The organism is Lysinibacillus sp. UBA6686 (assembly GCF_002455205.1).
Lineage (GTDB): Bacteria > Bacillota > Bacilli > Bacillales_A > Planococcaceae > Lysinibacillus > Lysinibacillus pakistanensis.
The window spans coordinates 33530-60185 of sequence record NZ_DKJS01000011.1 but is presented as its reverse complement, the minus strand read 5'-3'; the positions used below and the strand labels follow the sequence as shown (position 1 = coordinate 60185).

The following is a 26656-nucleotide window of genomic DNA, read 5'->3' as shown; positions in this document are numbered from 1 at the left end:
TCTTTCAGCAGGTGTTTGGACACCCTCTGAAAAGTAGCTTAAATTCGCATTCATCTCACCACCTATAGAGGCGGGAGACTTCTGCTGAAAGAAGTTAAAAAACCCTCTCCTTCAAAATACAATCTGAAGGTTAAAATTAGGTTAAAAAATACAAAAAAGCTGCCCTTATTTTGGACAGCTTGCAGGTTTTATGTTTTATTTAAATAATTCAGGATAAACAGCCTTTGCTACTAGCTCAACAGCTTCACCAATACGAGGGCCAGGGCGGTTTGTAATATCATTATCTATATAATAAACTGCTTTGTTTTGAATAGCTGTGATAGAATTCCACCCATCACGCGTAAGAATTTCTGCTTCTGGGTCTTTTGTATAGCCTACCGTAGTTAAAATAACTTCTGGATTTTTCGCAATAACATCTTCTTCGGTTACTTTTTTCCAGCCTTGGAGTTCAGCAAATACATTGCTTACATTGGCAATATTTAAAATTTCCTGTTGGAATGTACCAGAGCCCGCTGTATAGATGTCTGGTTTTGGGCTAATTTCTAAATAGATATTTTTTGGTGCTTTTACATCTTTAACTTTTGCTTGTACCTCAGCAATTTTTGATTTTATATCCTCGTTTAATTTTACACCTTTATCTTCAATTCCCATAACCGTTGCTATCTGTTCAATATCTCCATATACATCATCAAATGAAGCTGCAGATTGAATGGCAAATACTTTTATACCTGCATCTTCAAGACTTTTTAGAGCATTTAAGTTATCTTCATCTTTTCCTGTTGTATAAGCAATGACCACATCTGGCTTCAAAGCTAAAATACGCTCACTATTAAATGTAACAGAATTAGAAACACGTTCAATTTTTTGTGCCTCTTCCGGATACGTATCATAGTCAGTTGCCCCAACAATTTGATTGCCAACACCTAAAGCAAATAAAATTTCTGTATTGCTTGGTTGTAATGAAATAATTGTATTAGGTACTTCATCAAACTCAACCTCTATACCACGGTCATCCTTCACTTTATAGCTTGCTTTTTCGATTTGATCTTCCTTAGTAATATCTTCTTTAGTAGTTGCTTCATCCTTCGCACCACAACCTACTAATATGAGCGACAGCATCATTACTGAAAGCCATTGAAGCTTCAACAATTTCTTCATTTTATTTATTCTCCTTTTTCTTTTTCATAGGGTATGACTTGCTTTCAAACGGAATTTCAGCAATCCCTGCTTGCTTATTCATATAAACAGCCATCACAAAAAATACATTGGCTAGTAGTCCTAAATAATCAAAAAGAATTGTCGGTACTTCCTTTTCGTCAGATACCTTATGCAAAATACGATAAGATTTTTTTGCCTCACTACGACATACATGTAATGCAGTAGCAGCCTCTGTTCCTTGAGGTAATACAAAGCTCTGAATCTCCTCTTTCACATAACTAACATAAAAATCATAGCGAGCACTTAGCCATGCTAAATCCTCTTCACTGACCGCTAATTTACCTCGAACCGAGCCATTAACATGGTAGGCCATTGGTAGGATTGTATAGAGATCTTGTGCAACAACCTCTACTGCCTCTTTTTTTACTGCTGTCAAAGCCATTCCTATATGTGTAGTAAGGCTATCTGTTCGTATTTCAAAATCCACTGTAGATGCTTTTTCACGCATAAATGGATAACAAGAATAACGCGCATCTTTTTTCAACTCTAAATCCTCACTTTCTTTACACAATCAATTGTGCCCTAACGTAATTGCGTCTGGATTTTTCTTGATTCAAAGGCGTATAAAACGCCCACTGATAGGAAGAAAACCTCTATCCTGCCCATATAAGGGGCTGAATCAAAATAAAAAACGCCGTTCCTACTCCTAAGGAACGACGAAAATAACATAATTAGAATCGTATATAGATACGAAAGAGACTACGTATTTGCCGTATATCCTCCTAGCTTCCGAAGAGTATTTATACGTTCAAATAAAGGTCGGTCTCCTGGCTTGTACAGTGTACATCACTTAATGTAATGTATGTCATAAAAACCTTCCCATCAAATTGACAGTGGTCTACGATTATGATTCCTGTACTTACAGTTGCGGAAACAGCTTCGGATTTTCACCGAATTCCCGATTATACTATCTTAGTACCCTTATCCTGCAAGAGCTATTCACTTATAAAGCAGTTTATCACATATTATTATGAAAAACTATAAAGATAAAAGTTTTATAGTTGTACTAGAAATTTATAGTATTTTTTCAATAGCCTGCTCGATATCAAGCTGAGAATCAGTAGGCTCAAAGCGTTCTACTGTTTTACCATTTGCATCGATTAAGAATTTTGTGAAATTCCAGCGGATATTACGTCCTTCTAAAAAACGAGGTGCTATTTGAACTATTGATTCTGCTAGCATTTTTTCCTGCATGCTTGCTTTTCCAAATGCGCGGTAATCGACCTCATGCTTTAAATAATTAAACAGTGGATGTGTTGCATCACCATTGACCTGCACTACCTCAAAAATCGGGAATGTTACACCATAGTTAACCTGACAAAGTTGTGTAGTTTGCTCACCATCTTCAGGGTTTTGATTTCCAAATTGATCGCAAGGAAAGCCTAACACAACAAAGTTTTCCTTGCCATATTTATCGTACATTTTTTGCAAGTCTTCGAACTGATATGTAAAACGACATTGATTAGCTGTGTTGACAATTAACAGCGTCTTTCCTCGATAGGTCTCCATTGATAAAATCTCACCGTTTGGCTTCTTTACTAAATAATTATAAATGCTCATGTATGAATCCCCTTACTTTTTTCCTATATTATAGTAAACTTTTTTCTATTCATAAAAGGATTTGCATTAAAAAAAGCCATTCCATTATTTTTAACGAATGGCTGCCCTATATTTCTTTTTGTATTTCATATCTTGCTCTTCCTCAATTAAACGTTTCACAATGTCTAGCACCTTTGAATTATTCGTAGCATCATATAATTTCTTAAAAGATACTACAATATCATAACGTATTAATGTTGGATGTTTTTCATCTAGACATGTCTGAAATCTTTTAGCCAAATAAGAAATAACTAAATCCCGTTGTACCTGCCCTGCTAAACCTATTTTCCAGATGGCCTGTAGAGTATTCCTTGCCGTTGCAGTATTTTCATCATATGTTACAGCCCAAATCTTTAAAAAGTCCTCCAATACTCTTTCTTCTGGATCACTTTTAGCTGCTAATGCGCATAAAAATTGTGCTGCAAGTGCGCGCATATGACCATCTTTATATGTAAGAGCTTGGACAAGTTGTTCCCAAACTGCATATGTCCAATCAACTGGTTCTTGCATAATTTTCATCAATTCTTCGTAAGAATCGTATTGAATTTCACGGTCACGCTCTGTTAAATTACTAAAAAGCTGCAAAATTTCTTTTTCCATCATTCATCCCTACCTTTATTGTGTCAGAACGTAAAATTTTTATGGTACACTTATCTTAATTTGCGTAAAGAAGGTGAATATATGAATAAATTAAATACTAGGAAACTGATATTTAGATTAATAATGATTATTTCTATAATCGTAGCTGCATATTTTATTATCCCTGTTTCCGTACCAATCATCTTAGCTGGAGCCACCGCATTTTTTTTAGAGCCAATTGTTATGTTCTTTAAACGGCAATGGAAAATGTCACGGAAGATTGCAGTTGCTTTTATTTACATAGTGAGTGTTATTCTAATTTCTATTATTTGTTACTTTACGATTACACAACTTATGTCTCAAATAATATTAGTTTCAAAGCAAGCTCCCTACTATATTTCAAAGCTATCAGAAATGTGGCTTACTATGCAAGAAAACATTTCTAAATACACTGAAGACTTTCCACCTGAAGTAAGTGCCTCGCTTCAAAATACAACGATGGATTTCATTAAGAAAATTGAAGAATCTTTTTTGAATTTCTTTAATTATACCAAAGTTACAGCCTTCTTTTCAGAAATTCCAAGTCTATTCATTAGTCTTCTCGTATACATGATCGCTCTCTTTCTATTTATGCTAGATTTGCCAAAATTAAAACAGATCACTTATAAATATTTGAAGCCTAGCACTGCAAACAAATTAAAGATTATTTTAAATCGCTTAAAGGATGCTATTTTTGGATACATGAAGGCACATTTATTTGTTAGTTTTATCATTGGTGGTGTTACACTTATTGGTCTTTTATTAATACAGCCTAAATACGCAGTGACAATGACCATCATCATATGGGTCATTGACATTATACCTTTCCTTGGCTCCATTATTATCTTGGCACCATGGGCACTGTATCATCTGCTGATAGGAAATATATCTATCGCTGTAAAATTATTCATCTTAGCAGCTATTTTACTCATTATTCGTCGAGTAGTCGAGCCTAAATTAATGGGTGACCATATTGGGTTATCCACTTTACCAACATTAATAGCTATGTTTATTGGTCTACAATTATTTGGTGTAATAGGCTTACTTGCAGGCCCCTTTGTTATTATCTTCTTCGTTGCTTTAAAAGAAACTGGTATTATCAAATTGAATTTTAAAATTTAATCGAGAGGAAATAATGTATCAAAAAAAAGGCCATCTTTGTAAAAAAGATGACCTTTTTGTTCATTCAATCGTCTATATATTAGTTGAGCTTATTGAATTCGACCGAAGCCAACTAAATACTGATTCCACCAATCAAGTGATTCAACAACAACACCCTTATTTTGAGCATCGATCATTGTGTTGTTTCCTAAATAGATACCTACATGCGCTACTCCAGAGCCATAGCTGAAGAATACTAGGTCACCAACACGTGCTTCATTTGCTGAAATACGTTGAGTTGCTAAATATTGTTGTGATGCTGTACGTGGTAAAGATACACCTGCTTGTTTGTAAGACCATTGTACAAGACCTGAACAGTCAAATCCTGTCGATGGGTTACTTCCACCCCAAACATAGCTACGGCCTAAGAATTGCTTTGCCGTTGAGATAGCATCACCTGAAGATGCAGTGCCTGCACCTGAACCGAAAACAATTTTACCCCCATTATTTGAAGCATGTACAGCCGGAGTTGCTGCTTGAAGTGCACGTAAACGAGCTGCTTCTTCCTCTGCCGCTTTACGTTCCGCTTCTAAACGTTCTTCCTCTTGCTTCGTTGCAATTTGTGCTTTTAATGCAAGTGATTTAGCTTCATTTTCAGCCTTTTTCACTTCCATTTCACTTTCTTTTTGTTGAAGCTCTTGGAATTGTTTTTGAAGCTCTTTTTGTTTTTCATCTAATGTTGCCTTTTGTTGCTCTAAGCTAGCCTTGTCCGCTTCCTGTTGATTAACTAGTTCTTGGTCAGCATCCATTAATGTTTTAACCGCTACGACACGGTCCATTAAATCTGCAAAGCTTTTTGCCTCAAGGACAACGCTTAAATAAACACCCACTGTGTTATCCTGCGCTTGGTATGCAGCCATACGCTCGCTTAAAATGGCTGAACGCTGCTCAATACGTTTTTCAGTTTCAGCAATACTTGCATCGACTTCTTTAATGTCTGCCTGTACTTGATTAAATACTTTTACTTTTTCATCGATCTCTTGTTGTAGTTTTGTTAATTCTTCTTGAAGCTTTTTAACTTCCGCATCTATTTTAGCTTTTTTCTCGATCATTTGTTGAGAAGTTTCTTCCGCATGCACTTCTGTTGGTTGTACTGTATTAAATAATAAGCCGCCAGCTAGTGCCAGTGCTAGTACCATCGACTTACGCCATTTATTGCGCTTACCCACGTTAACTTCTTTCCCTTCATCTCGTCAATTTCGTTTCCTGTGTTTTATGTAATCACTTGAACGATGTATATTTGTAAATTTATTTTTATATTTTCATTAGCCTTTTAAAGTTTAGCATTAATAGCATAACTTTTATACTATTTCACGCCTATTTAATACTTTAGTAAAACTCGAAATATTTCTGTAACATTCAATAAATTGCTTATAAATTCTATTTTAATCGATTTTTTTCTACAAAAATTCCACTTTTACATTCTACACTATTTGACCTATTTCAAAATTTGTAATGTTTCTGTAATATTTTTTGCACAAAAAAGGGTAAGGGTTTTTCCCTTACCTATTGCTTCATCGATCGTAATGCTTGAATGGAAAGCCGTACTAATAAAATTGCACATAGAAATAAACCTAAATATGCTGCGGTATTCAGATAAACAGCATACGAATCATGAATAAATTGCGAGATCGCTAATAGCGCTACTGAAATAATCCCAAAGGTGATACCAACGAGAAGCAAGACAAAACGTGAAAACAAATTGGTAATAAAGCGAGCATTATGTTCATCCGAAAAAATATCATGATGTAAAATAATTTTCCCGCTCTCTACTCGTTGAATTAGCTGATCAACCCGCCTTGGCATTTTGCGCAATGTCGGAATAAGCATTGATAATTCTTCTTGTAGGCGCTCCTTTGTGGCCATCGGTTCTTTGAATGGCTTGAGGAATGATGAACGCATATAAGAAGCGGAAAAATCTTTGGACTCGGTAAAAATATCAAAGCTCGGATCGATGACTCTTAATGTTCCATCTAATGTTACTAGTGAACGGAGCGCTAAGCCAACTGCAGGATAAAAGGCAAGTCCAAAATCACGGACAACCGTAAACAATGCATGTATCAATTCTTCAGTTGGTATTTTATCTACATAAGAAATTTTCAACAAAATTTGGTCAATTGCCTGCTCCATTCTTGCACGCTCAGCATGATCTGCATGTTCAACCAATAATGTTAAGCCGTCATATAAAATACTCGAATCATTTAACTGTATGCCCATTAAAAATAGCTTCAAGCCCTCTTGCTGAGTTGCTCCCAGGCGACCAACTGCTCCGAAATCTAGCAGGATTGGTAAACCATCTGTCTCATCGATATGAATATTCCCTGGATGTGGATCTGCATGGAAGATACCCGAAAAAAGCATCTGCTCAAAGAAGGAATATAAAACCGTACGCGCAAACTGTCTTCGATCAATTTTTAAGCGTTTAAACTCAGATGCTCCACTCGCAACACTTTTTCCCCGTACAAACTCCATAACAATGATATTTTCAGTACAATAATCTATATAGATTTTAGGAATCCGTACCTTGTAATCACTTTTAGAAAGAGCATTTGTCACCTGTAATGTATTTCGTACCTCAATATCTAAATGAATTTCCTCACGCAATCCATCTGCAAAACCACCAGCTAATTCTCGAAAACCTAGAGATTCAGCCCATGTAGACTTATTTGTCAGCCAATTTGCAAACTCCTCTAGAATATCAAGGTCATCACGCATAATCCCCTTCACTTCTGGACGCAATAACTTTACCACGACTTCATCATAATTCTTTAATCGTGCTTTATGTACCTGTCCAATAGATGCTGCTGCGATTGGTTCCATTTGAAAGCTCGCAAATACCTCATTCGCGGGCCTTGGAAGAGAACTTTCTAAAATTTGAGTCACCTGCTCTGGTGGTAGAGGCTTTACATTATGCTGTAGCCTTTCCAGCTCATCAATAAAAATTGGAGAGAACAATTCCTTACGTGTAGAAAGGACCTGACCAAATTTAATGAAAATCCCACCACATTGCTCCAATGTAGCCCTTAAAGCAATAGCAAGTTCCTTTTCATTTTCCCGGTGTCGTGCATATTTGATGGTTTGGACAACACCATTTGTGACAGCAATTTTTAACACCTGTCGTAAACGTTTTTGCTGTCGCCAATAACTTCGAAGACGTAACACTAAGGTTTTTTGACCATTGCGCCGATCTCCAGCTGTAATACCACTTGAATCAAAAAGCTCAAAGACAAGATATAACAGCATAGAAATTAGCAGCATGCTTCCAATCCAAATAAGTGTACTAACCTCCGTTACTGTTTGCATCATTGTCTCGGATAAATAATCTGTATGGCGCAAATAAGAATACCAATAAACAAAGGATGTTAGCGTTACACTAATGAGTACTGAAAGAAACCTACGCACAAAGTTAATATTTGAACCAATTAAGCGCCCGCTAACAAAATAAATAAGCCCAGATACAACAATAATTTGGATTAATAACTTTAAAAAAATCAATAATGCCACCCCCGATGCTACTTCCTAATACTGCTAGTATAACAAATATAGCCACTTATTTTCTTTAACTAGGTTTACCTTTCCCCTTCACCTCCCGATTTAAAGAATTTTTTATTTCTATTGAAAAAATACCTAACGGGGTATACAATGCATTTATAGCAACATTTCTTAAATTTTTAACGCTAATTTATTGTTATAAATCTTTATTATCGACCTATATACCCTTATATGTATAAAAAGAAAAGGATGTGACTGTAAATGCGTAAAAAATTTTTAGTAGTCGGTGGTGTAGCAGGAGGAGCCTCTGCGGCAGCACGAATTCGCCGACTTGATGAGCACGCTGAAATTATTATGTTTGAAAAAGGGCCAAACGTTTCATTTTCCAACTGCTCTTTACCCTTTCACTTAAGTGGTATTGTTGATAAAAGTGACAAATTGATTTTAATGTCACCGCAAGCCTTTCAAACAAAATACAATATTGAAGCACGTGTTCATCATGAAGTGACACGTATTTCTCGAGAGAAAAAAATGATTACTGTAAAGGATTTACACACAGGTAATGAATATGAGGAAAGCTACGATACGTTAGTGTTATCCCCTGGAGCCAGTCCAATCGTTCCTAATTTGGATGGCATTCATTCTTCTCACGTTTTTACTGTTCGCAATGTCTCGGATATAGATCGTTTAAACTGTTATATACAGAGCGATGATATACAAGATATTGCTGTCATTGGTGGCGGATTTATCGGCGTAGAGGTTGCAGAAAATTTGCAACTTGCTGGCTTTAATGTCTCACTCGTAGAATTTAGTCAGCAAATTATGATGCCATTTGATTATGATATGGCTCAAATTTTACAAAAAGAAATGATGGATAGAGGAGTTAATGTCATTGTCAATGATGGCTTAGCTAAGGTTGCAGATGATTATGTAGAACTAAATTCCGGCAAACAAGTAAAGGCACAGGCTGTCGTTTTAGCAATTGGTGTCCGACCTGAAATCTCTTTAGCGAAAGAGGCTGGGCTGGCAATAGGTGAACTTGGTGGTATTAAGGTAGATGCTAATTATGTCACATCTGACCCCTCTATTTATGCTGTCGGTGATGCCATAGAAGTATTTCACCAATTAACTCGTAAACAAACACGTCTGGCACTAGCTGGTCCTGCACTTAGACAGGCACGGGCAGCAGCAAATCATATGTTTAATATGCCTCAGCAAAATAAAGGTGTTATTGGCTCTTCAAGTGTGCAGATTTTTGATCTTGCATGCGCTTCTACTGGCTTAAATGAAAAAACTGCACTAGCACACGGCTTTCAAGCTAAGAGTGTATATTTAATTGCACCAGACAAAGTTGGTTTAATGCCGACTAGTCATCCACTTCATTTCAAGCTTGTTTTTGAACAACCTACTGGAAGAATTCTTGGGGCACAAGCGATTGGAAAAGGTAGTGCAGATAAACGTATTGATATTATAGCAACTATGATTACAATGGGTGGCACTGTAGAGGACTTAAAGGAGCTAGAACTTACTTATTCTCCAATGTTTAGCACTGCACGGGATATTGTCAATTTAGCAGCGCTCGTCGCTCAAAATCAATTATACGGCACCTACAAGCAGATAAAAGTTGATGAGGTTAGAGATCTTGTCGAAAATAACGCCTATTTTTTAGATGTGCGTGAAAAAAATGAATATGAGGCTGGTCATCTCCACCATGCACATAATATTCCATTAAGCGAGCTACGTAACAGGATGAATGAGATTCCACAAGATATTCCTGTTTACGTTCATTGTCGTTCTGGACAACGAAGCTACAATGCAGTAATGGCCCTACAGAATAACAGATTCACGAATGTTTTTAATGTAGCAGGCTCCTTCTTAGGGATTTGCCTATATGAATACTTTACAGATATCGCTACAAACAGAAAAAAGATTGTCACAGCCTATAACTTTAATTAAGCTTAAAGGGATGCCGCAAAATTGCAGCATCCCCCTTTTTTTAATTAGTGGAAAGCACTTGCTCCCAATTGATTGTGCCATTTTTTACTTGATCACGTTTTTCTTTATCCATGATATCGTTCGGACGTCCACCCTTAGGCCAGTCTTTATCATGATTGGCCCATTCAGGTCGGTCCTGGGATAAAATGAAGGCAGCTAAATCAGCAGCATCTTGATCATTAAGTGTTCCAACTGCACCAACTGGCATATTGTTTTTTATGTAGCCCGCCATTTTTGACATACGTGCAATACCAGCACCATCATTAAATGAATTTTCACCCCATAGTGCAGGTCCTGTATTAGCTCCGGTACCGGCACCATCTGCTGCGTGACAGGCGATACAAGATTTTCCATATAATGCTTCACCATTTGTAACATCTGGTATAGGAACATCTTTCATATTACTTGTGCCTGCCCATTCACGTTCAGCTCCAATTGGAACTCCTTCTGAAATATAGGCGAAATAAGATACCATTGCCTCTAATTCCTTGCTATTCATGTCAAACTTTTTACCATTCATACTACGAACCATACAACCATTAATACGCTCTTCTATTGTCACAATATCACCAGACCGCGCAATATACTGTGGATAGTTTGCCATAACGCCAACTAATGACGATGCTTGCTCATCATACCCTGCTCCTGCATGGCAGCTTGTACAAGACAATTGGTTCCCAACATATTCTTCCGCAGCTACATGTGTATTATTAACAAGCTCATAGCCGTACAAGATGGCTTCCTTCATAGGTCCCTCTGGTACTTCCTCAATACTTGGTGGTGCATAGACAACTGACTGCGCAGCTGCTGATGTTGGTATTTTTGATTGTGTTGCCGCTTCTTCAGTTTCTCCATTAGCATCACCTAAAATTTTGTCACTTATGACAGCTCCTATAAAGAGTGTGCCTGCTAACAGCACTGTTCCCGCTACTCCTGCTACGATAGGTTTCATCTATAATACCCCCCTTTGTATAATCACCTATATTTTAGCAAAATAATGTATTTATAGATGTGATTTTTCTCACACCTAATCAAAATAGAACCATTCAGATGATAAAAATGGATAAATTATGAAATAAATATTGTTCTATAACACAATAAACACGACTTAATACCTCTTGTAGTATATAGATTTTTCTGAAATAAAAATGCCGAGTACTAATTGTACCCGACACCTTATACTTTTTTATATTTTACATTCACCAGTAGCACAAGAAGCTATTCCATCACCTGCCATCTTTAAATCAGGTTGAATACCCGCTATCTCCGCTGCTTGATGCAACGTTCGGACGAAAACCTCGTTCGGCTCTGCTCCTTTAATACCGTAGCGATTTTCAAAAACAAAGAAGGGTACACTTTGTACACCAAGTTGCTGTGCATCATAGCGATCCTTATCTAAATCTTCACTAAAGGCATTGGATGCGATAATTTCATTAGCGAGGTTGACATCTAAGTCTAAGGCTTCAATGACTGTTAATAAATATTTAGAATCATTTACATCTTCACCCTCTAAAAAGTATCCACTCATTAGCGCTTCCGTATAGACTGATCCTTTATCGAATTGTCTTACCCACTTTGCTAATCGATGTGCCTTTTCAGTATGTGCTGTTTTCATTTCTTCAAAATTGTAATGAAGCCCCACCTCTGCTGCTCGCATGGCAATATTCTTCGTCATTTCCTTTACTTCTTCAAGCGTTGAATCAAATTTCTCCACCATTCCCTCATATAACATCGGTGCATTTTTACGAGGTGTATCTGGCGCTATTTGAAATGCTTTATACTCAATCTCCACTTGCCCAGTGTATCCAGCTAAATCGATGCCACGTTCCAATTCACGTTTGCCAATATAACAGAATGGACAAGTAAAATCTGAGAAAATTTCAATTTTCATTTTCTACAACTCCTCCCTATCAATTAAGCCCCAGCGTAATTGCGTCCGGATTTTTTATGAGTTCGAAAAGCTCCTCTTCAAAATCCGTGACATCCAATCGCATTCATCTCGCCACCTATAGAGGTGGGAATATCCTATACCTGACGCTTCGCTTTCGGTACAAAACCATTTGTTGAATCAAGATAAAATATCTATCCAAATTTTAATAGCAGTTGCTAAGATTAGCACTGCTAAAATTGCTTGTAATACTTTCGTATTTAATTTTTTCCCTGCTCGTGCACCGAGAGGAGCTGCTATAAGACTTGCCACAATCATAATGATTGCAGGATAATAATTAACCTGTCCCGTCATCAGCTTTCCAATAGTGCCACCGATTGAGGATATAAAGGTAATGGCAAGGCTAGAGGCAATCGTCATACGAGTTGGTATTCCTAGTATCACTAACATAATTGGAACTAATAAAAAGCCACCAGCTGCTCCAACAATCCCTGAGCCAATACCAACAATAAATGCTAATATGGCAGCTACCAGTTTATTAAATGTCACCTCATGCATTGGCTTGTCATCAATCTGCTTCTTCGGAATAAACATCATCACTGCAGCAATCAATGCCAAAATGCCATAAACAATGTTAACACCTGCCTCTGATAAAAACTTGGAGCCAAAGCTGCCAACGAAACTACCAACTAATATAGCACCACCCATATAAATAATCAGTGATTTATTTAAAAAACCACCTTTACGATAAGCCCATACCCCGGCTATAGAGGCGAAAAACACTTGCACCGCACTTATTCCCGAAACCTCATGTGCTGAAAATGCTGCGAATCCAAATAAAGGCGGAATATATAGTAACATTGGATATTTAATAATTGAACCGCCAATACCTAACATCCCTGATATATATGAACCGATAAAGCCAATCAAAAATATTGTTATGATCCATGCAATATCCATTTAGTTTCCTTCTTTCTGTTAAATCCACAGAAGATAAAGTCTAGCTTTCAACTGTGAGTTTTCCACTTCCATACAGAATGTACATGCCATCTGATAACAGAAGGGCTGCTCTACTCTTCTAGATAGACAGCCCTCACAAACCTTAAATTTTCTGAATTAGAAATGTGATGATACCAGCTTCTTCAGATTGATCTAGTATCGTATGACCACCAGCTTTAGCCCAAGCAGGGATATCAGCAAGAGCTCCTTTATCTGTAACTTGAACCTCTAAAACTTCACCTGAAGCTAAAGTATCCATAGCCTTTTTTGTCTTCACGATTGGCATAGGGCAGGATAAGCCCTTTGCATCTAGTTGTAAATTTGATTTCATATTTTTCTCCTCCAAATCAGCAAAGGTTGTAAGCGATTTTACCAATTGTCCTTGTTTTTTCATGACTGTACGAAGGATGAGCGCCTTCGCTTCACGATATTTACATGCCACAAACATACATGCATATTCATTGCATTTCACAACGGTTTATCGAACCGCACAGCGATTAGGCCCTATCTCCATTTCAGTTTGCTCGTCTAGCTCTGGCGTGATTTTCCCCATGTTTACCTGACGGATTTCTTGATAGGCATTGGGCTGCGGCGGCAATTGCTCTGTAACTATGCTTCGGAACTCTGCTTCATCCTCAATATTTAATCCATGGTTTTCAGCGAATAACTGCCCTAAACGCTTAGCAACCGTCCCATCTTCATTTAACTCATCAATGATCATAAAATGCGCTGGCAGGACTAGAAGATCATCAGAAAGCTCACGAAAGCGCTTGTAAAGTGTGTTGCGCAAATCTCCTACCCAATCAGCAGCAAGCCCAGCTAAATCAGGACGACCAATTGAATCGATAAATAAAATATCACCTGTTAATAAATACTTGCTGTCAATTACAAAAGATGTTGAGCCAATTGTATGTCCTGGCGAATAAATGGCTCCTACTTCTATATTAGACGCACCAATTTGAACGGTCGTGCCATCGACTAAAGGTGTATAGTCAAAGACAACCTCCTCTGCATCTTTTGGTGGCAAATAGTACAAAGCACCTGTTGCTGCCGCGATATGTCGCCCTCCTGAAATATGGTCAGCATGTAAATGTGTATCTAGAACATATTTGATTTTCACGTTTTTCTCTTCCGCAAAGTTTATAAATACATCTGTAAAGCGAACAGCATCAATAATAGCAGCCTCTCCCTCAGAGATTACCATATAAGAAAGACAGCCCTTCCCTAAACGTACAAATTGATAAAGCTCTCCTCCACCTGTTAAATCTCCTACTTTAACAGGCTCCAAATATTCGCTCCACGTTTTCATGCCCCCATCTAAATAAGCAACATCACGTCCTGCTTCTGATAGCATTTCAGCGACCATCACTGATGACCCCTCTTTGGCACAAACGACTAAAACATCCTTATCAGTCGGGATTTTTGGTAGAATATCCTCCACACCATCTAACAGTTCAAAATAAGGGATATTCAGATACTCAAATCTATGTCCATCAATTTTCCAATCTTCAAATGCATCTACATTACGAACATCTAAAATAAATAATTCTTCATTATCAATTACTTTTTTAGCCACTTGTGCTGCGTTCCATTTTAGAACTGACATCCTTTTTACCCCCTAAGGTATTATTTTATGGAATTTTTTAGCGGAAAGGATTTCCCTCTCCGCTTTTTCTTTGTTTTTAAACAATCAGAATGACAATGACGGTGCTGCATCCTTTGCAAACTCTAAGAATGTTACAGCTCCACCAACCTCTATGCCATCAATAAAATCTTCTGTTGTTAAACCCATTACATCCATTGTCATTTGACATGCAATAAATTTCACACCTAGCTCCTGTGCCATTTCCACTAATTGAGGAATGGCTGGCACATTAGCTTTTGCAAAGCCCTGTGCAAAATGCTCTGCTCCAGCAGGCATTGGTAATGCATGCATACCTTGCTTATGAATAAAATTTAGCCCTTCAAATGTGAAGAAGATGGCTACCTCTTTCTCTGAGGCCGCCGCTGCTGTTGCAATATTAAACACCTTGTAAGCATCGAAAAGCCCACCATTACTCGCAATAATTGCTACTTTGTTTGACATCATAAATTCCTCCTAAATTGTTTTTATTAATTCGCCTTTCCAAGAAGTCATCCCTGGCAAGACGTTAAATACCTTTAAAAACCCATATGCAGAAAGTTTTTGTGCAGCAAAATCACTGCGCTTCCCTGTGCGGCAAATAACATAAATCTCCTGTTCTTTATCAAGCTCTGATAGACGTGACTCTAGCTCACCCATTGGTATAGATTTAGCTCCTTCAATATGTCCAAAAGCAAATTCTGCTTCTTCACGTACATCAAGAATTAAACCCTCTCTACTTGTAATCTGTTCTAAATCAATTGTCTGCGGAAACGTTTTTTCCTCCATAATTTCATTTGAGCATTTCCGAATATAATGCTTAAGCACATCATCTTCTTCCAAAGTCCCAATATATTGGTGCCCGACAGCTTCAGCCCAAGCCCCAATATCCGCCTTTGACCCCTTATCCGTTGCTGATATTTCTAGAATTTGTCCTTCTACGAGATCAGCTATTGCTTTTTTTGCCCTTACAATTGGCATGGGACAAGAAAGTCCTTTAGCATCTAGCTGAAGATCCACCTTAATACTCATAATTCTCCTCCTTATACCTACAAGGGTATTATTTTATTCAAAAAAATATAATGCTTTTAATTACTCCACTTCACCATTCCAAGCAAGCATACCACCAACCATATTCATAACATTAAAGCCATGACTTTCTAAAAATAGAGCAGCTTGCCCACTGCGACCACCTGAACGGCAAATAACAACATACGATTCATTTTTATTTAGCTCATGCATTCGAAATTCAAGTAAACCAAGTGGAATATGAATAATACCTGGAATATGCCCAGCCTCTACCTCATCTACTTCACGTACATCAATTAAATGGATTGACTGACCTTGCTCTAATGCCTGTTGCACTTCTTTTGCTAGAATCTCCTTCATACTTTGTCTCCTCCTAATATGCACTCATGCCACCACGGACATTGGTAACACGTTCAAACCCTTGTTTTTTTAATTGTTTACATGCCTGACTACTACGCATGCCACTCTGACAAATTACAACTATTTCTTTATCCTTTGACAAATGATTAAAATTAGAACCTAGCGGAATATTTTTAAACTGGGGAATATTTCGTCCCTTATATTCAGCCGGTGTTCGTACATCGATAAAAACTTTGTCTTTATCATGTAAAATATTTTTCAGTTGCGCCGCTGAGATTGATTGCACTCCTTTTGCAGGCATCATTCTCCATACTAAAAACGCAACAACAATTGCAACGATTAGCCACGTCTCCAAATCTAACTGCCTCCTTTTATACTATAAAGGGTATATCAATTACGCCCCAGCGTAAAAAACTTACCTACTTTTCACCACTAAATCCATTGCCTCTTGGATAGCCATATTCATCTTTTCAGCATCTCCTTCAGCAGTCGTTACACAGTCTAATAAATTTTCACTTACGATTACACCAATTGTTCGATCAACCGCAGAGCGTACGGCAGTTAGCTGTGTAATCACATCTTTGCAGTGCTGCTCTTCCTCCATCATGCGTAATATCCCGCGCAATTGACCCTCTATTCGTTTCACACGATTTGCTGTTTTTGGACCATAAGCCACTCCGTTCATACCCCCTTTTATTTGATTGACGGAACCCGCTTACGAGATTCATAATATACCCCACAAGGTATATTGTCAACACAAAAGTTTTACGATACTTCCTCAAGGATCTTTCCGTCACTTCAGGATTTCAATCCATCCGTTTTAGAATTCTATCCGTCACTTATTGGTTCCTATCCATCAATTCCAATAAAAAATCCCTGCTATGAGCCGTTACTCATAACAGGGATTTCCAAAAATTTTATTTTGCTAATTGCATGGCTGGACCAAAGAATTCATAGTGAATCTTTTCATCTTTCACGCCAATTTCATGTAAATGTTTAATAATAGCTTCCATAAAGCCAACAGGTCCACATACATACACATCTGTGTTATCCATTACTTTTTCTGCTAATATTTCTTTTGTAATCTGCTTATTTTCATCTGAGTATAATGCTGTATAGGACGCATTAGGAAGTGCATTCACTTTCCCTTGAATGTCATCGCTAAATGCCACAACTTTTTCATTACGTGCACATTGGATAAAGTTTATTTCATTTGCAGCATCATTTTTCAGCGATTGCAGCATACTGTTTAATGGCGTTACACCAATACCACCGCTAACAAATGTAATTGGGGTAGTAGTTTCTTCTAAAACAAATAACCCAGCTGGAGCACTTACATCCACTAAATCCCCAACTTGTAAGTTATCGTGAATAAAGTTCGAAACTTTACCATTTGGCGTTTGGTCACTTTCACGTTTCACTGAAATGCGATAGCCATCCTCAGCACTCGCCTGTGAGAGCGTGTATTGACGATTCATTAAATACTCTTCACCTGGTACTTTCACACGAATGCTAATGTATTGACCTGGCTCATAAGCAGGTAGTAGTGAACCATCTTCATTTTCAAAGTAAATAGAAGTAACAAGATCACTTTCTACTACTTTTTTCGCTACTTTCAATGGTTTAAATAAACGCCAGCCACCATTATTTTCAGCCTTTTGGTATAACTCTTCTTCTACTTGAATGAACACATCTGCGATTACACCATAAGCCTCAGCCCATGCATTAATAATATCATCTGTTGCTGCATCACCAAGTACTTCTTTAATAGCCTTTAATAAATTTTCTCCAACAATTGGATAATGTTCAGGTAAAATACCTAAACTACGATGCTTATGTGCAATTAACATCACTGCTGGCAAAATTGCCCCTAAATTCTCAATATGAACAGCAGCAGCATAGACTGTGTTTGCTAAAGCTGTTTGCTGACGACCTTTTTCTTGGTTTGTGTGATTAAAAATATTTAATAATTCCGGATGAGCTTGAAACATATTTTTGTAAAACGTCTTTGTGATCTCAACACCATGAACTTCTAATACAGGAACCGTTGCTTTAATAATTTGAACTGTTTCTTGTTTTAACATATCGCATACCATCCTTTCGTGATTACAATATAACGCTTTCATTTTCTAAAAGCAATATTTAAAATACATCTTTAACAAAATAGACATAATTAATGTATTTTAAATACATCTTAAAAAAAGTATTGAATTTAATATACTTCAAAGTAAAAATGCTATAATTATTGTGAATTACAGAAAGTAGGGTGTTCTTATGCGTCTAACTTTATATACAGATTACTCTCTTCGAACACTTATTTACCTGGGTGCGAAGGAAGACGGTGAATTATCAACCATTCAGGAAATTTCGGATGCTTATAATATATCAAAAAACCATTTAATGAAAGTTACCCATCAACTCGGATTACTTGGCTACATTGAAACTATTCGTGGACGAGGTGGAGGTATACGGCTAGCAATTGATCCTAAAACCATCACAATTGGTGCAATAGTGCGACAAACAGAAGAGGATTTTCATCTAGTGGAATGCTTTGATAAGGAAAATAATCTATGTAAAATTGCACCAGAATGTCAGCTAAAGGGTGTCTTAAATGAAGCATTACAAGCCTATTTAGCCGTTTTAGATCGCTATACTCTTGATGATTTTTTACATTCGAAGGAAAAGTTGATGGCACTGTTGCTTGGTAAATAAAATACCCGCTCAACATAAGTTGGACGGGTATTTCTTTATATCTATAATTTTTTGGAAAAGAAAATCATATCTAGTGCACGTATGCCATTTTCATAGATAGGCTCTGGATAAGAACTAAAAAAATCCTTTTCAATTGCTTCCATACGAAAGCCTGCCTTCTGATAAAAAGCAATATTATCAATACTAGAATTGGCAGTACCCACTAAAATTGTTTGATATCCTTGAGAGTGACAAATGCTTGTTATTTGTCGTAATGCCTCCTTGCCAAGACCCTTTCCCTGATAATTTGGTACAATCGCAATATTTTTCAACTCCACTGCCTTATCAGGTTGCGCAAGAAGTAATGCTACGCCAGCTAATTGTTCACCACATTTAATTTCATATAAGTCGCCGTCATTTAAGTATTTCCTTACAGCCTCTTCGCTTTCATCTGCTAATAATAATTGCGGTAAATAGCTCTCACGTGAGCCTTCCACTTTTACTAAAGCTGTTCGATAACGGACAAAATCTGTACGCTCAAAAACATTTAAAACACATGGTTGCTTCTCCTTTACCTCTAACCATTTGTGCTCCTCTGGAAAATCCTTTTCAACGCCTATTCGAATAAATGGCAATTTCTCCTGTGCTTTTTGAGAGCGAATATTGACCTGTCTCGCACCTGCGAAAACCCGTTCAAGTCCTAATTCAAAAAATGCAATATCTAAAATCGCTATTTTCGCTTCTATATTATAGCCCTTTCCCCAAAACTCATAGCCAAGCCACGAACCAATGTGACAGCTTTTTTTCGTGTGGTCGATAAACATTAATGCTGTCACACCAATGAACTGACCTTCTTCATTTAGGACAACTCGAGGAACAGTCTTTCCAGCCTCTTCATCCACACATTCCCGTTTAATAAAATTTATTGTGTCCTCTACTTTACCAGCAGGTAACCCTAGTGCATCTCGCACCTGTGGCATCGAAGACAATGCATGCATTGCTTCAGCATATTTAATATCATGTTTCACTAAAGTTACTGCCATTCTCTTTCTCCTTTTAGTTCATTTATCTTTACATTTATACCAGACTTGCATCGGATTTTTTTCATTATCCATTACTGGCATATGAATCATTCGAAACGAACGTTCATTTTCTAATTTTAATAAATCTGCATATACCTCGCTAGATCGACTTAAACCAACCGAAATAGCCTCTTCTAAAGAATTCGCAAAATATGCCTTATCTACTCCCGCCATTGCCATTGCACCAAAACACATTGGGCAAGGTGCCCCACTAGCATACATAACGGTCCCTGTTAGATCAATAGATTGTAGCTTTTCCTGTGCACGTCGAACAGCTAATAGCTCTGCATGGCCAGTACTATCTGGGCGAAGATGTAACTCATTGACACCTTCCCCTATTATTTCTTCATTCTTTACTAATACTGCTCCAAACGGTTGTCCACCTTGTTCAATATTCTTTAGAGCGAGTTCTATAGCTCGTTGCATCCACTTATTCATTTATACTCTCCTTTACATTAATTATAAGTAAGCTGCCAAGATACTCCGAAACGGTCCTCAATCCATGCAAATTGCTTAGAAAAGCCATAGTTATCAAGAGGCATTAACGCCTTTCCATCCTCTAGCATTTGAGCCACGAGATGGTTAATTTCTTTCACAGACTCACACTCCAGAAAGATTGAGATGGATGGTGTAAAAGTAAAATTATGCTGTATAACACTATCGTTGACCATAATTTTCAGATTTTTTAAATCGAGTATAGCCATCGCAACCTGCTGCGAGTTTTCCATATATGATAAGCTCTTGATTTCTAAATCAGGAAACCATTGTTGGTATTGATGAATAGCTTCATTCGCCTGTCCTTGAAACATTAAAAAGGTAGTGGCACTTTTCATTTCGCTAACTCTCCCTCATATTTAGTTATCCATTGCATCGGTGTCATGTTCGATACAAGTTCTCCAATTAAATCATACGGAATATTTTTTGTATTTGTAAAACGAATACAGCTCTTCCCCATATTGAGCTTTGTTGGCACACGCCTTGCATACTCCTCCTGAAACCAAGACAATAACACCTTATCTGTATAAAGGCCCATATGATAGACAGCTAAATGTCGTTTTTGTGCGGCAAGGCTAATGAAAGGAAGTGGTGTATTCGGTGTAACATGATAACCCTTAGGATACGTTGATAATGGGACAACATAACTAATCATGTCATAATTCATATTACGTTCAAAGCCTTCAGGCAAATTTATTTCCACTACATCTACTAGCCTTGCAAAGCTTTCACGCCATTTTTCATCGACTTGCTCAATATAAGTGTGCGTCATTCTCAGCCTTCTTTCCAATAGTTATTTTGTACACGACCGTTCCGCTCAACCAATACTAATTTAAGAAATCTCATAAAGATATCCTTTAGAATCACACTTCTTTATTACCCTTTTTAGATAATTTAAAAATAAGTGAAATATATTTTGTAAATACGATACCATTTTATTACTAGAAATGACAAAAGAAATAGTACAAATTATATGGTGGATCCACAAAATTAAAAGCCCAACTTATGATTTAAAAAGTTCACCAGTTCTCTAACAATTTTTATTGGTTTTGATAGTATAAATGATTTTATAAAATTTGCGTACAAAAAAAACGCTCTGATAATTCCACGAACGTTTGAGTCTATAATATTTTGTACTATTTTATTTTAAAAGTTGCTACTATGCCCTTAATTATTGGTATGGCTGTTCCTATTAACACAATCGGAAGGAGCCACCAGCCAATAGTTTCTACCTCCCCTATAGCAATTCGAACCATTTGAAATGATATAACGGCAAAGATAATTAAACAAAGATTTTTAATTTCATTTAAAGTCTTACGGCTATTTAAATAAAATGCCTTAACATTATTTTCGTTTAAACGTGCTGGGTAATTATGCATATGTGGTGCCTTTTCAAGTAGGCTTAATAATATCCACAGAAACACTCCGATAAATGGAAGAATGAATAGTTCTATTTTTGTACCCCAACGATCCACCTCTCCTGCACCGTTAAAATGTCCCGGAACCTCTTCAGGTATTTTGCCCCACATGATAAAAATATAAAGGATGGATAGCATAAATATTCCACAGCCAATATAGTCCCATAGTTTTTCAAACTTTGTTTTTGGTAATTTCAAAATTGGTCTATACACCTTCTCACATCCCTAGTCATTTCTTTATTAATTCTACGTTACTACAGCTCATTTTGTTTCAAATTTATGAGAATTGTCGTATTTGTTTATGCTCTATCACTAACTATCCGCTTGTGCTCCAAGGAAGTTACGTATTATTTCTACATTTTTTATTATTTTCTCTGCAATTTACCTTCTTATTATATTTATTAATTAACGTGAAAATACTCTTAATACTTTGTAAAATTCATATAATCTGATATAAATGGTATATATACATATTTCATTTTTTTGTAACATTTATACTAAATTACTGAGAAAGGAAACTTCAACTATGCGATTTACTATCTACAAGAAATTAATACTCGGTTTTTTTATTGTTATTTTAGTTTTAGTTGGCACAATCGGGTTAAACATTAAACAGCTTAATTCCGTTAATCAAACATATCGTGTGTTACTTGAAGAACAAACTACTAGATCTATCAGTATTCAGGAGCTTCGAGCAATTGCGAAGCAAGAAATTGTAAGCCAAAGAGGGTATTTATTACTTGGAGATAAAAAAAATCTTAAAAGCAACAAAGAATCACGGGAAGAATTCAAAAAAAAATCAGATGAATTAATGGCTTCCTTCCATACTAAAAAATCTATTGAATTATTAGAGGCAATCAATAAAAGTGAGCAAGATGTCCAACAATTCTCTGATCGCATGTTTTCCTTAAAGGCTGCTGGAGAAATCGAACAGTACGAAAAGCTTGATAGTACACAGGGACGACTAATTATTAAGAAATTCGATGAACGCGTAGAAAACCTTGCTAATTATCAAAAAGAGTATATAGATGAAAAAATTGCTGCGACAACTAAAGAAATTCAATCGATAAAATTTCAAATGATTATACTTGGGGTATTTGCTGTTGTCATTAGTCTGATAATTGCTATTATCATGGGTAGTCTCATTTCCCGACCTATTAAAGGGATGGCACAAGCAGCTAAAAAAATTGCCGAGGGTGATTTAACGGCAGAGCAAATACGTATAAAGAATCGTGATGAGGTTGGTGATTTAGCGCTTGCCTTCAATCAGATGGCTCTTAATTTAAAGGACCTTATTACTAATGTTCGACATAATACTGTACAGGTAAGTGGCTCAGCAGCCGAATTAACAGCAAGCGCTGAGCAAACAATCCAAGCAACAGAGCAGATTACATCCTCTATACAGGAGGTTGCAAGTGGCTCTGAGGCGCAAGGTAAAAATGCTACAGAAAGCTCTGAAGCTATGAAAAATATGACAAGAGGCATTCAGCAATTGGCAACGACTACAGCTGCTGTATCTGAACTTGCCATGGAAACGAATGCTGAGGCTAACAAAGGAAACGATTCATTACTCCGTGTCATTACACAAATGGATACAATTCATACAGCCGTTTTAGAGTCTGCAAGCGTTGTCAAAAATTTAGGGGACCACTCAGTAGAAATAGGTAATATTATCGGTCTTATTACAGATATTGCGGAGCAAACAAATTTACTAGCATTAAATGCTGCAATTGAGGCGGCTCGTGCAGGAGATAATGGTCGTGGCTTTGCTGTTGTTGCGGATGAAGTAAAAAAACTTGCAGAGCAATCTAAGCAATCCGCTGAACAAATTGCTAGCCTTATTTCCGAAATTCAGCATGATACAAATCGTGCGGTCTCTGTTATGGCTACTGGTACACAAGAGGTTCAAGTTGGCATGCAAGTTGTAAAGGTCGCTGAAGAAGGCTTTTCAAAAATTGTTGAATTGATTGAACATGTTTCCAAGCAAATTCAAGAAGCAACGACCGTTTCAGAAGAAATGTCTTCAAGTGCTGAGCAAATTTATGCATCCTTCGATGAAATAGCAACAATAGCACAAATGTCTTCTGCTAACTTACAAAGTGTAGCCTCTGCATCTGAAGAACAGCTAGCCACAATCGAAGAGGTAGCTGCTTCTGCCGCTACACTTTCAAATATGGCTGAGGAATTACAAACTCAAGTGTCACGCTTTAAAATAGAATAAAATCCAAAAGAATCTGCTCGTTTTCTACATTGTAAGGTGTAATATCTACTTCCCAAAGAAAACGAGCAGATTCTATAATTTATTATCCGTCTGAATTTTTTCTACCCCTTCTGCTTCAATGATACCTTTTAACTCGTCTAGCACATTATCAAAATCCGTATGTTTACCTAGCAAAAATACCATTTCATGTTCAATCGGTAACCACGTTTCAATAGCAGCCTCATTGTGCTGAATTTGCGCTTCAAGTTTATCTAAAGCATTTGCTACTTTTGCTTCATACGTTTTCCTATGCTCAAATTCAAACCATAAATCATAAAATTGCTGCCCCGTATCATTTCCTAGTAAATTTCTAATTTTTTCAATTGCTTTCATTTCATTTTGTCTCTTTTGCTCTTTTACCTGTATATTATTCATCGTATCAAAGGCTGGAATATCTGTTGCATACACCTCCACTAAATCATGAATAATAATCATTTTTAATAAACGCTCACTATTAACTTTTTGCGGTAAGTATTCCTCAATAGCCATTGCCATTAATGCTACTCGCCATGTATGCTCAGCTACACTTTCCTGCCTCCCATCTGAAAGCCAGCTATGTCGTAGCTCTCGCTTTAATCCCTCCGCTACATGCAAAAATTTTAACGTGTTCTGTAAATCCAATTAATGTCTCCCCCTATTTGAACTTTATCCTTATATTTCTATAGCATATATTAGAATGTTTATTCACACACGTAAATGGCTGTTCATAATGAAAATAAACCATTTATAGGGATTATCCTACATTGATTTAGACAGAAAAAAAATAATTTTTAGAATATTATTGACAGATTCACAATATCCGAGTATGATTGCTTTCAACAACACATTGTAGGCCAAGATTGGAAATAGTAGAAGTGCCTGTGTACTTGTAGAGAGCCGATGGTTGGTGAAAATCGGTAGACACACATTTTGAACTCGTCCATGAGCTACTCCCTGAACTTAAGTAAGGGATGTCGGTTTCCTCCGTTATTGGGATAGACAGTGATTGCTGTCGATAAGAGGACTTTTTCTGTAAAGAAAAGGTCAATTAGAGTGGTACCGCGAGCATAAACTCGTCTCTATTTTTAAATAGAGACGGGTTTTTTTATTTTGTTTTAACAATTTTGGCCTAAGTGTAGCTTTATAAAAAAGACAATAACAAAAGGAGTGTTTGAAAATGGGAAGAAAAATTTGGGTGTTTGATACGACTTTACGTGATGGCGAGCAAGTGCCAGGAGCAAAATTGAATTTATATGAGAAAGTAGAAATTGCACAGCAGCTCAAAAAATTAGGCGTTGATATTATCGAAGCTGGGTTCCCTGCTTCATCACAGGGGGATTTTGATGCAGTAAAAGCTGTTGCACAAAAAGTAGGAAATACAAATGACATTATGATCACTGCTTTAGCTCGTGCTGTACAGGCAGATATTGATGCTGTTTATAATGCTGTCAAATATGCTGAAAACCCAATGATTCATATGGTGCTTGGAACTTCAGATATTCATGTTGAGAAAAAATTCAGCAAATCTAAGGATCAAATCCTACAAATTGGTGTGGATGCTGTCAAATATGCAAAAACCCTACTACCACAAGTTCAATATTCAACAGAAGACGCTTCTCGCTCAGATTTCGAGTATCTTTGGAAAACAATTGAGGCTGTCATGAAGGCTGGTGCAACAATGATTAATGTACCAGACACAGTTGGCTTTGCAGAGCCCGAAGAATTTGGTGCAATGATTTATAAATTAAATGAACGTATGAAAAACGTAGACGACAGCGTGTTACTAAGTGTACATTGTCATAATGATCTTGGGATGGCAACGGCTAATACACTTGCAGCCATTAAAAATGGTGCAGATAAAGTAGAATGTACAATTAATGGTATTGGTGAACGTGCTGGAAATGCTGCATTAGAAGAAGTTGTTATGGCACTAAAAACACGCGGCGCTGTTTACAATGCTGAAACGCGTATTAACACGAAAGAAATTATGAATACATCTCGCCTTGTTTCCAGCTTTATGGGCTTAGACGTACAAGTGAACAAAGCGATTACTGGGGACAATGCCTTTGCTCATTCATCTGGTATTCACCAAGACGGCTTGTTAAAATCTCGAGATGCTTACGAAATTGTCCATCCAGAAGATGTGGGTCTTGATGATATGGAATTAGTCCTTACAGCTCGTTCTGGGCGTCATGCAGTGAAAAATGCCCTTGAGAAGCTTGGTTTCTCAAATCTTTCCACGGATGAATTTGAAGGAATCTTCGAAGGCTTCTTAAAGCTTGCGGATGCGAAGAAAGAAGTCTATGATCACGATTTATATGTAATTGTTGAGAGCTACTATGAAAAACATGATGCAAACAATGCGAATGCCACTCATTATAGCGAGCAATTCTTTGATTTTGACGATTTACAAGTCGTCAGCAACGCCAATTTCCCTTCTGCAAGTGTGAAGATTCGTAAAGGTGGCGAAGTATTTAAAGCGAGCGCAGTAGGCTCAGGTCCAATTGATGCCCTGTATTCAGCTATTGCAGAAATTACAAATATCGATGTAAAGCTTGTAGAATATAATATCAACAGTGTATCTCGCGGGAAAGAGGCACTTGGAAAAGTAAAAATCACAATCGAACACGAGGGTGAGAAATATATTGCCAAAGCCGCAGATACAGATATATTAAAAGCAAGTGCTCTGGCATACATTAATGCTATTAACAGTGTTGTTGTAGCTAAATTAACGCCAGTGATGAACTAATG

Annotated in this window: 28 protein-coding genes, 1 riboswitch and 1 other annotated feature; of the genes, 5 read left to right on the top strand and 23 right to left on the bottom strand. The window is 37.1% G+C overall.

What is annotated here, in order from left to right; all coding sequences use genetic code 11:
- Positions 1–195: 195 nt before the first annotated feature.
- From B2R82_RS03190 to B2R82_RS03175, 4 genes are all read right to left on the bottom strand, one after another.
- Positions 196–1158 (bottom strand): ABC transporter substrate-binding protein, encoded by a 963-nt coding sequence (locus tag B2R82_RS03190; protein WP_286923485.1) that lies wholly within the window; start codon positions 1156–1158, stop codon positions 196–198.
- Position 1159: 1 nt separating this feature from the next.
- Positions 1160–1702 (bottom strand): hypothetical protein, encoded by a 543-nt coding sequence (locus B2R82_RS03185; RefSeq protein ID WP_286923484.1) that lies wholly within the window; start codon positions 1700–1702, stop codon positions 1160–1162.
- A 256-nt stretch (positions 1703–1958) separates the two neighbouring features.
- A riboswitch (cobalamin riboswitch) is annotated at positions 1959–2156 on the bottom strand.
- 76 nt (positions 2157–2232) lie between these two features.
- Positions 2233–2778, bottom strand: a complete 546-nt coding sequence (locus tag B2R82_RS03180; protein WP_286923483.1) for a glutathione peroxidase — start codon at positions 2776–2778, stop codon at positions 2233–2235.
- A gap of 90 nt (positions 2779–2868) precedes the next feature.
- On the bottom strand, positions 2869–3417 hold the full coding sequence (locus B2R82_RS03175; protein WP_286923482.1) for a hypothetical protein: 549 nt from the start codon (positions 3415–3417) through the stop codon (positions 2869–2871).
- 81 nt (positions 3418–3498) lie between these two features.
- Between B2R82_RS03175 and ytvI the strand changes: the two genes are divergently transcribed.
- The gene (gene ytvI / locus B2R82_RS03170) at positions 3499–4557 is read left to right on the top strand and encodes a sporulation integral membrane protein YtvI (RefSeq protein ID WP_286923481.1); all 1059 of its coding nucleotides are present in this window, start codon (positions 3499–3501) and stop codon (positions 4555–4557) included.
- A gap of 89 nt (positions 4558–4646) precedes the next feature.
- Here ytvI and B2R82_RS03165 read toward each other — a convergent pair whose 3' ends face one another.
- A complete protein-coding gene (locus tag B2R82_RS03165; RefSeq protein WP_286923480.1) occupies positions 4647–5765 on the bottom strand; it encodes a C40 family peptidase in 1119 nt (372 codons plus the stop codon).
- Positions 5766–6102: 337 nt separating this feature from the next.
- Positions 6103–8091 (bottom strand): ABC1 kinase family protein, encoded by a 1989-nt coding sequence (locus B2R82_RS03160; protein WP_286923479.1) that lies wholly within the window; start codon positions 8089–8091, stop codon positions 6103–6105.
- Between the two features lie 258 nt (positions 8092–8349).
- Between B2R82_RS03160 and B2R82_RS03155 the strand changes: the two genes are divergently transcribed.
- Positions 8350–10044, top strand: coding sequence for an FAD-dependent oxidoreductase (locus tag B2R82_RS03155; protein WP_286923478.1), 1695 nt, complete (start codon positions 8350–8352; stop codon positions 10042–10044).
- Positions 10045–10084: 40 nt separating this feature from the next.
- On the opposite strand, the gene B2R82_RS03150 is transcribed toward B2R82_RS03155, so the two are convergent.
- The 11 genes from B2R82_RS03150 to hmpA form a co-directional block, all read right to left on the bottom strand.
- On the bottom strand, positions 10085–11035 hold the full coding sequence (locus B2R82_RS03150; protein ID WP_286923477.1) for a c-type cytochrome: 951 nt from the start codon (positions 11033–11035) through the stop codon (positions 10085–10087).
- Positions 11036–11269: 234 nt separating this feature from the next.
- Positions 11270–11974 (bottom strand): DsbA family oxidoreductase, encoded by a 705-nt coding sequence (locus tag B2R82_RS03145; RefSeq protein WP_286923476.1) that lies wholly within the window; start codon positions 11972–11974, stop codon positions 11270–11272.
- A gap of 177 nt (positions 11975–12151) precedes the next feature.
- On the bottom strand, positions 12152–12931 hold the full coding sequence (locus B2R82_RS03140; RefSeq protein ID WP_286923475.1) for a sulfite exporter TauE/SafE family protein: 780 nt from the start codon (positions 12929–12931) through the stop codon (positions 12152–12154).
- Positions 12932–13073: 142 nt separating this feature from the next.
- Entirely contained in the window at positions 13074–13301 is a 228-nt protein-coding gene (locus B2R82_RS03135) for a sulfurtransferase TusA family protein (protein WP_286923489.1), read from the bottom strand.
- A 147-nt stretch (positions 13302–13448) separates the two neighbouring features.
- Positions 13449–14576: an MBL fold metallo-hydrolase gene (locus tag B2R82_RS03130; protein ID WP_286923473.1), complete on the bottom strand. Its 1128-nt coding sequence runs from the start codon at positions 14574–14576 to the stop codon at positions 13449–13451.
- 84 nt (positions 14577–14660) lie between these two features.
- Entirely contained in the window at positions 14661–15056 is a 396-nt protein-coding gene (locus tag B2R82_RS03125) for a DsrE/DsrF/DrsH-like family protein (RefSeq protein WP_286923472.1), read from the bottom strand.
- 12 nt (positions 15057–15068) lie between these two features.
- Positions 15069–15623 carry a sulfurtransferase TusA family protein gene (locus B2R82_RS03120; protein ID WP_286923471.1) on the bottom strand — a complete coding sequence of 185 codons (555 nt, stop codon included), beginning with the start codon at positions 15621–15623 and terminating at the stop codon, positions 15069–15071.
- 60 nt (positions 15624–15683) lie between these two features.
- Positions 15684–15980, bottom strand: coding sequence for a rhodanese-like domain-containing protein (locus B2R82_RS03115; RefSeq protein WP_286923470.1), 297 nt, complete (start codon positions 15978–15980; stop codon positions 15684–15686).
- A 13-nt stretch (positions 15981–15993) separates the two neighbouring features.
- On the bottom strand, positions 15994–16281 hold the full coding sequence (locus B2R82_RS03110; protein ID WP_376781243.1) for a rhodanese-like domain-containing protein: 288 nt from the start codon (positions 16279–16281) through the stop codon (positions 15994–15996).
- Positions 16282–16395: 114 nt separating this feature from the next.
- Positions 16396–16656, bottom strand: a complete 261-nt coding sequence (locus B2R82_RS03105; protein WP_286923488.1) for a metal-sensitive transcriptional regulator — start codon at positions 16654–16656, stop codon at positions 16396–16398.
- A gap of 241 nt (positions 16657–16897) precedes the next feature.
- Entirely contained in the window at positions 16898–18064 is a 1167-nt protein-coding gene (hmpA, locus tag B2R82_RS03100; RefSeq protein ID WP_286923467.1) for an NO-inducible flavohemoprotein, read from the bottom strand.
- 190 nt (positions 18065–18254) lie between these two features.
- Here hmpA and B2R82_RS03095 point away from each other — a divergent pair, with 190 nt between their 5' ends.
- The gene (locus B2R82_RS03095) at positions 18255–18692 is read left to right on the top strand and encodes an Rrf2 family transcriptional regulator (protein ID WP_054771049.1); all 438 of its coding nucleotides are present in this window, start codon (positions 18255–18257) and stop codon (positions 18690–18692) included.
- A gap of 41 nt (positions 18693–18733) precedes the next feature.
- Here B2R82_RS03095 and B2R82_RS03090 read toward each other — a convergent pair whose 3' ends face one another.
- The 5 genes from B2R82_RS03090 to B2R82_RS03070 form a co-directional block, all read right to left on the bottom strand.
- The gene (locus B2R82_RS03090; RefSeq protein ID WP_286923466.1) at positions 18734–19714 is read right to left on the bottom strand and encodes a GNAT family N-acetyltransferase; all 981 of its coding nucleotides are present in this window, start codon (positions 19712–19714) and stop codon (positions 18734–18736) included.
- A gap of 18 nt (positions 19715–19732) precedes the next feature.
- Positions 19733–20191 (bottom strand): nucleoside deaminase, encoded by a 459-nt coding sequence (locus B2R82_RS03085; protein WP_286923465.1) that lies wholly within the window; start codon positions 20189–20191, stop codon positions 19733–19735.
- A 17-nt stretch (positions 20192–20208) separates the two neighbouring features.
- Positions 20209–20586 (bottom strand): VOC family protein, encoded by a 378-nt coding sequence (locus tag B2R82_RS03080; RefSeq protein ID WP_286923464.1) that lies wholly within the window; start codon positions 20584–20586, stop codon positions 20209–20211.
- A complete protein-coding gene (locus B2R82_RS03075; protein WP_286923463.1) occupies positions 20583–21020 on the bottom strand; it encodes a DUF1801 domain-containing protein in 438 nt (145 codons plus the stop codon). The genes B2R82_RS03080 and B2R82_RS03075 overlap by 4 nt, the downstream gene beginning before the upstream one ends.
- 364 nt (positions 21021–21384) lie before the next feature.
- Positions 21385–21879, bottom strand: a complete 495-nt coding sequence (locus B2R82_RS03070) for a DUF1648 domain-containing protein (RefSeq protein ID WP_286923462.1) — start codon at positions 21877–21879, stop codon at positions 21385–21387.
- Positions 21880–22192: 313 nt separating this feature from the next.
- Between B2R82_RS03070 and B2R82_RS03065 the strand changes: the two genes are divergently transcribed.
- On the top strand, positions 22193–23887 hold the full coding sequence (locus B2R82_RS03065; protein ID WP_286923461.1) for a methyl-accepting chemotaxis protein: 1695 nt from the start codon (positions 22193–22195) through the stop codon (positions 23885–23887).
- A 72-nt stretch (positions 23888–23959) separates the two neighbouring features.
- On the opposite strand, the gene B2R82_RS03060 is transcribed toward B2R82_RS03065, so the two are convergent.
- Positions 23960–24547, bottom strand: coding sequence for an HD domain-containing protein (locus tag B2R82_RS03060; RefSeq protein WP_286923460.1), 588 nt, complete (start codon positions 24545–24547; stop codon positions 23960–23962).
- 205 nt (positions 24548–24752) lie between these two features.
- Positions 24753–24989: a binding site (T-box leader), on the top strand.
- A gap of 93 nt (positions 24990–25082) precedes the next feature.
- On the opposite strand from B2R82_RS03060, the gene B2R82_RS03055 reads away from it, so the two are divergent.
- Entirely contained in the window at positions 25083–26654 is a 1572-nt protein-coding gene (locus B2R82_RS03055; protein ID WP_286923459.1) for a 2-isopropylmalate synthase, read from the top strand.
- The last annotated feature ends 2 nt before the right edge of the window (positions 26655–26656 follow it).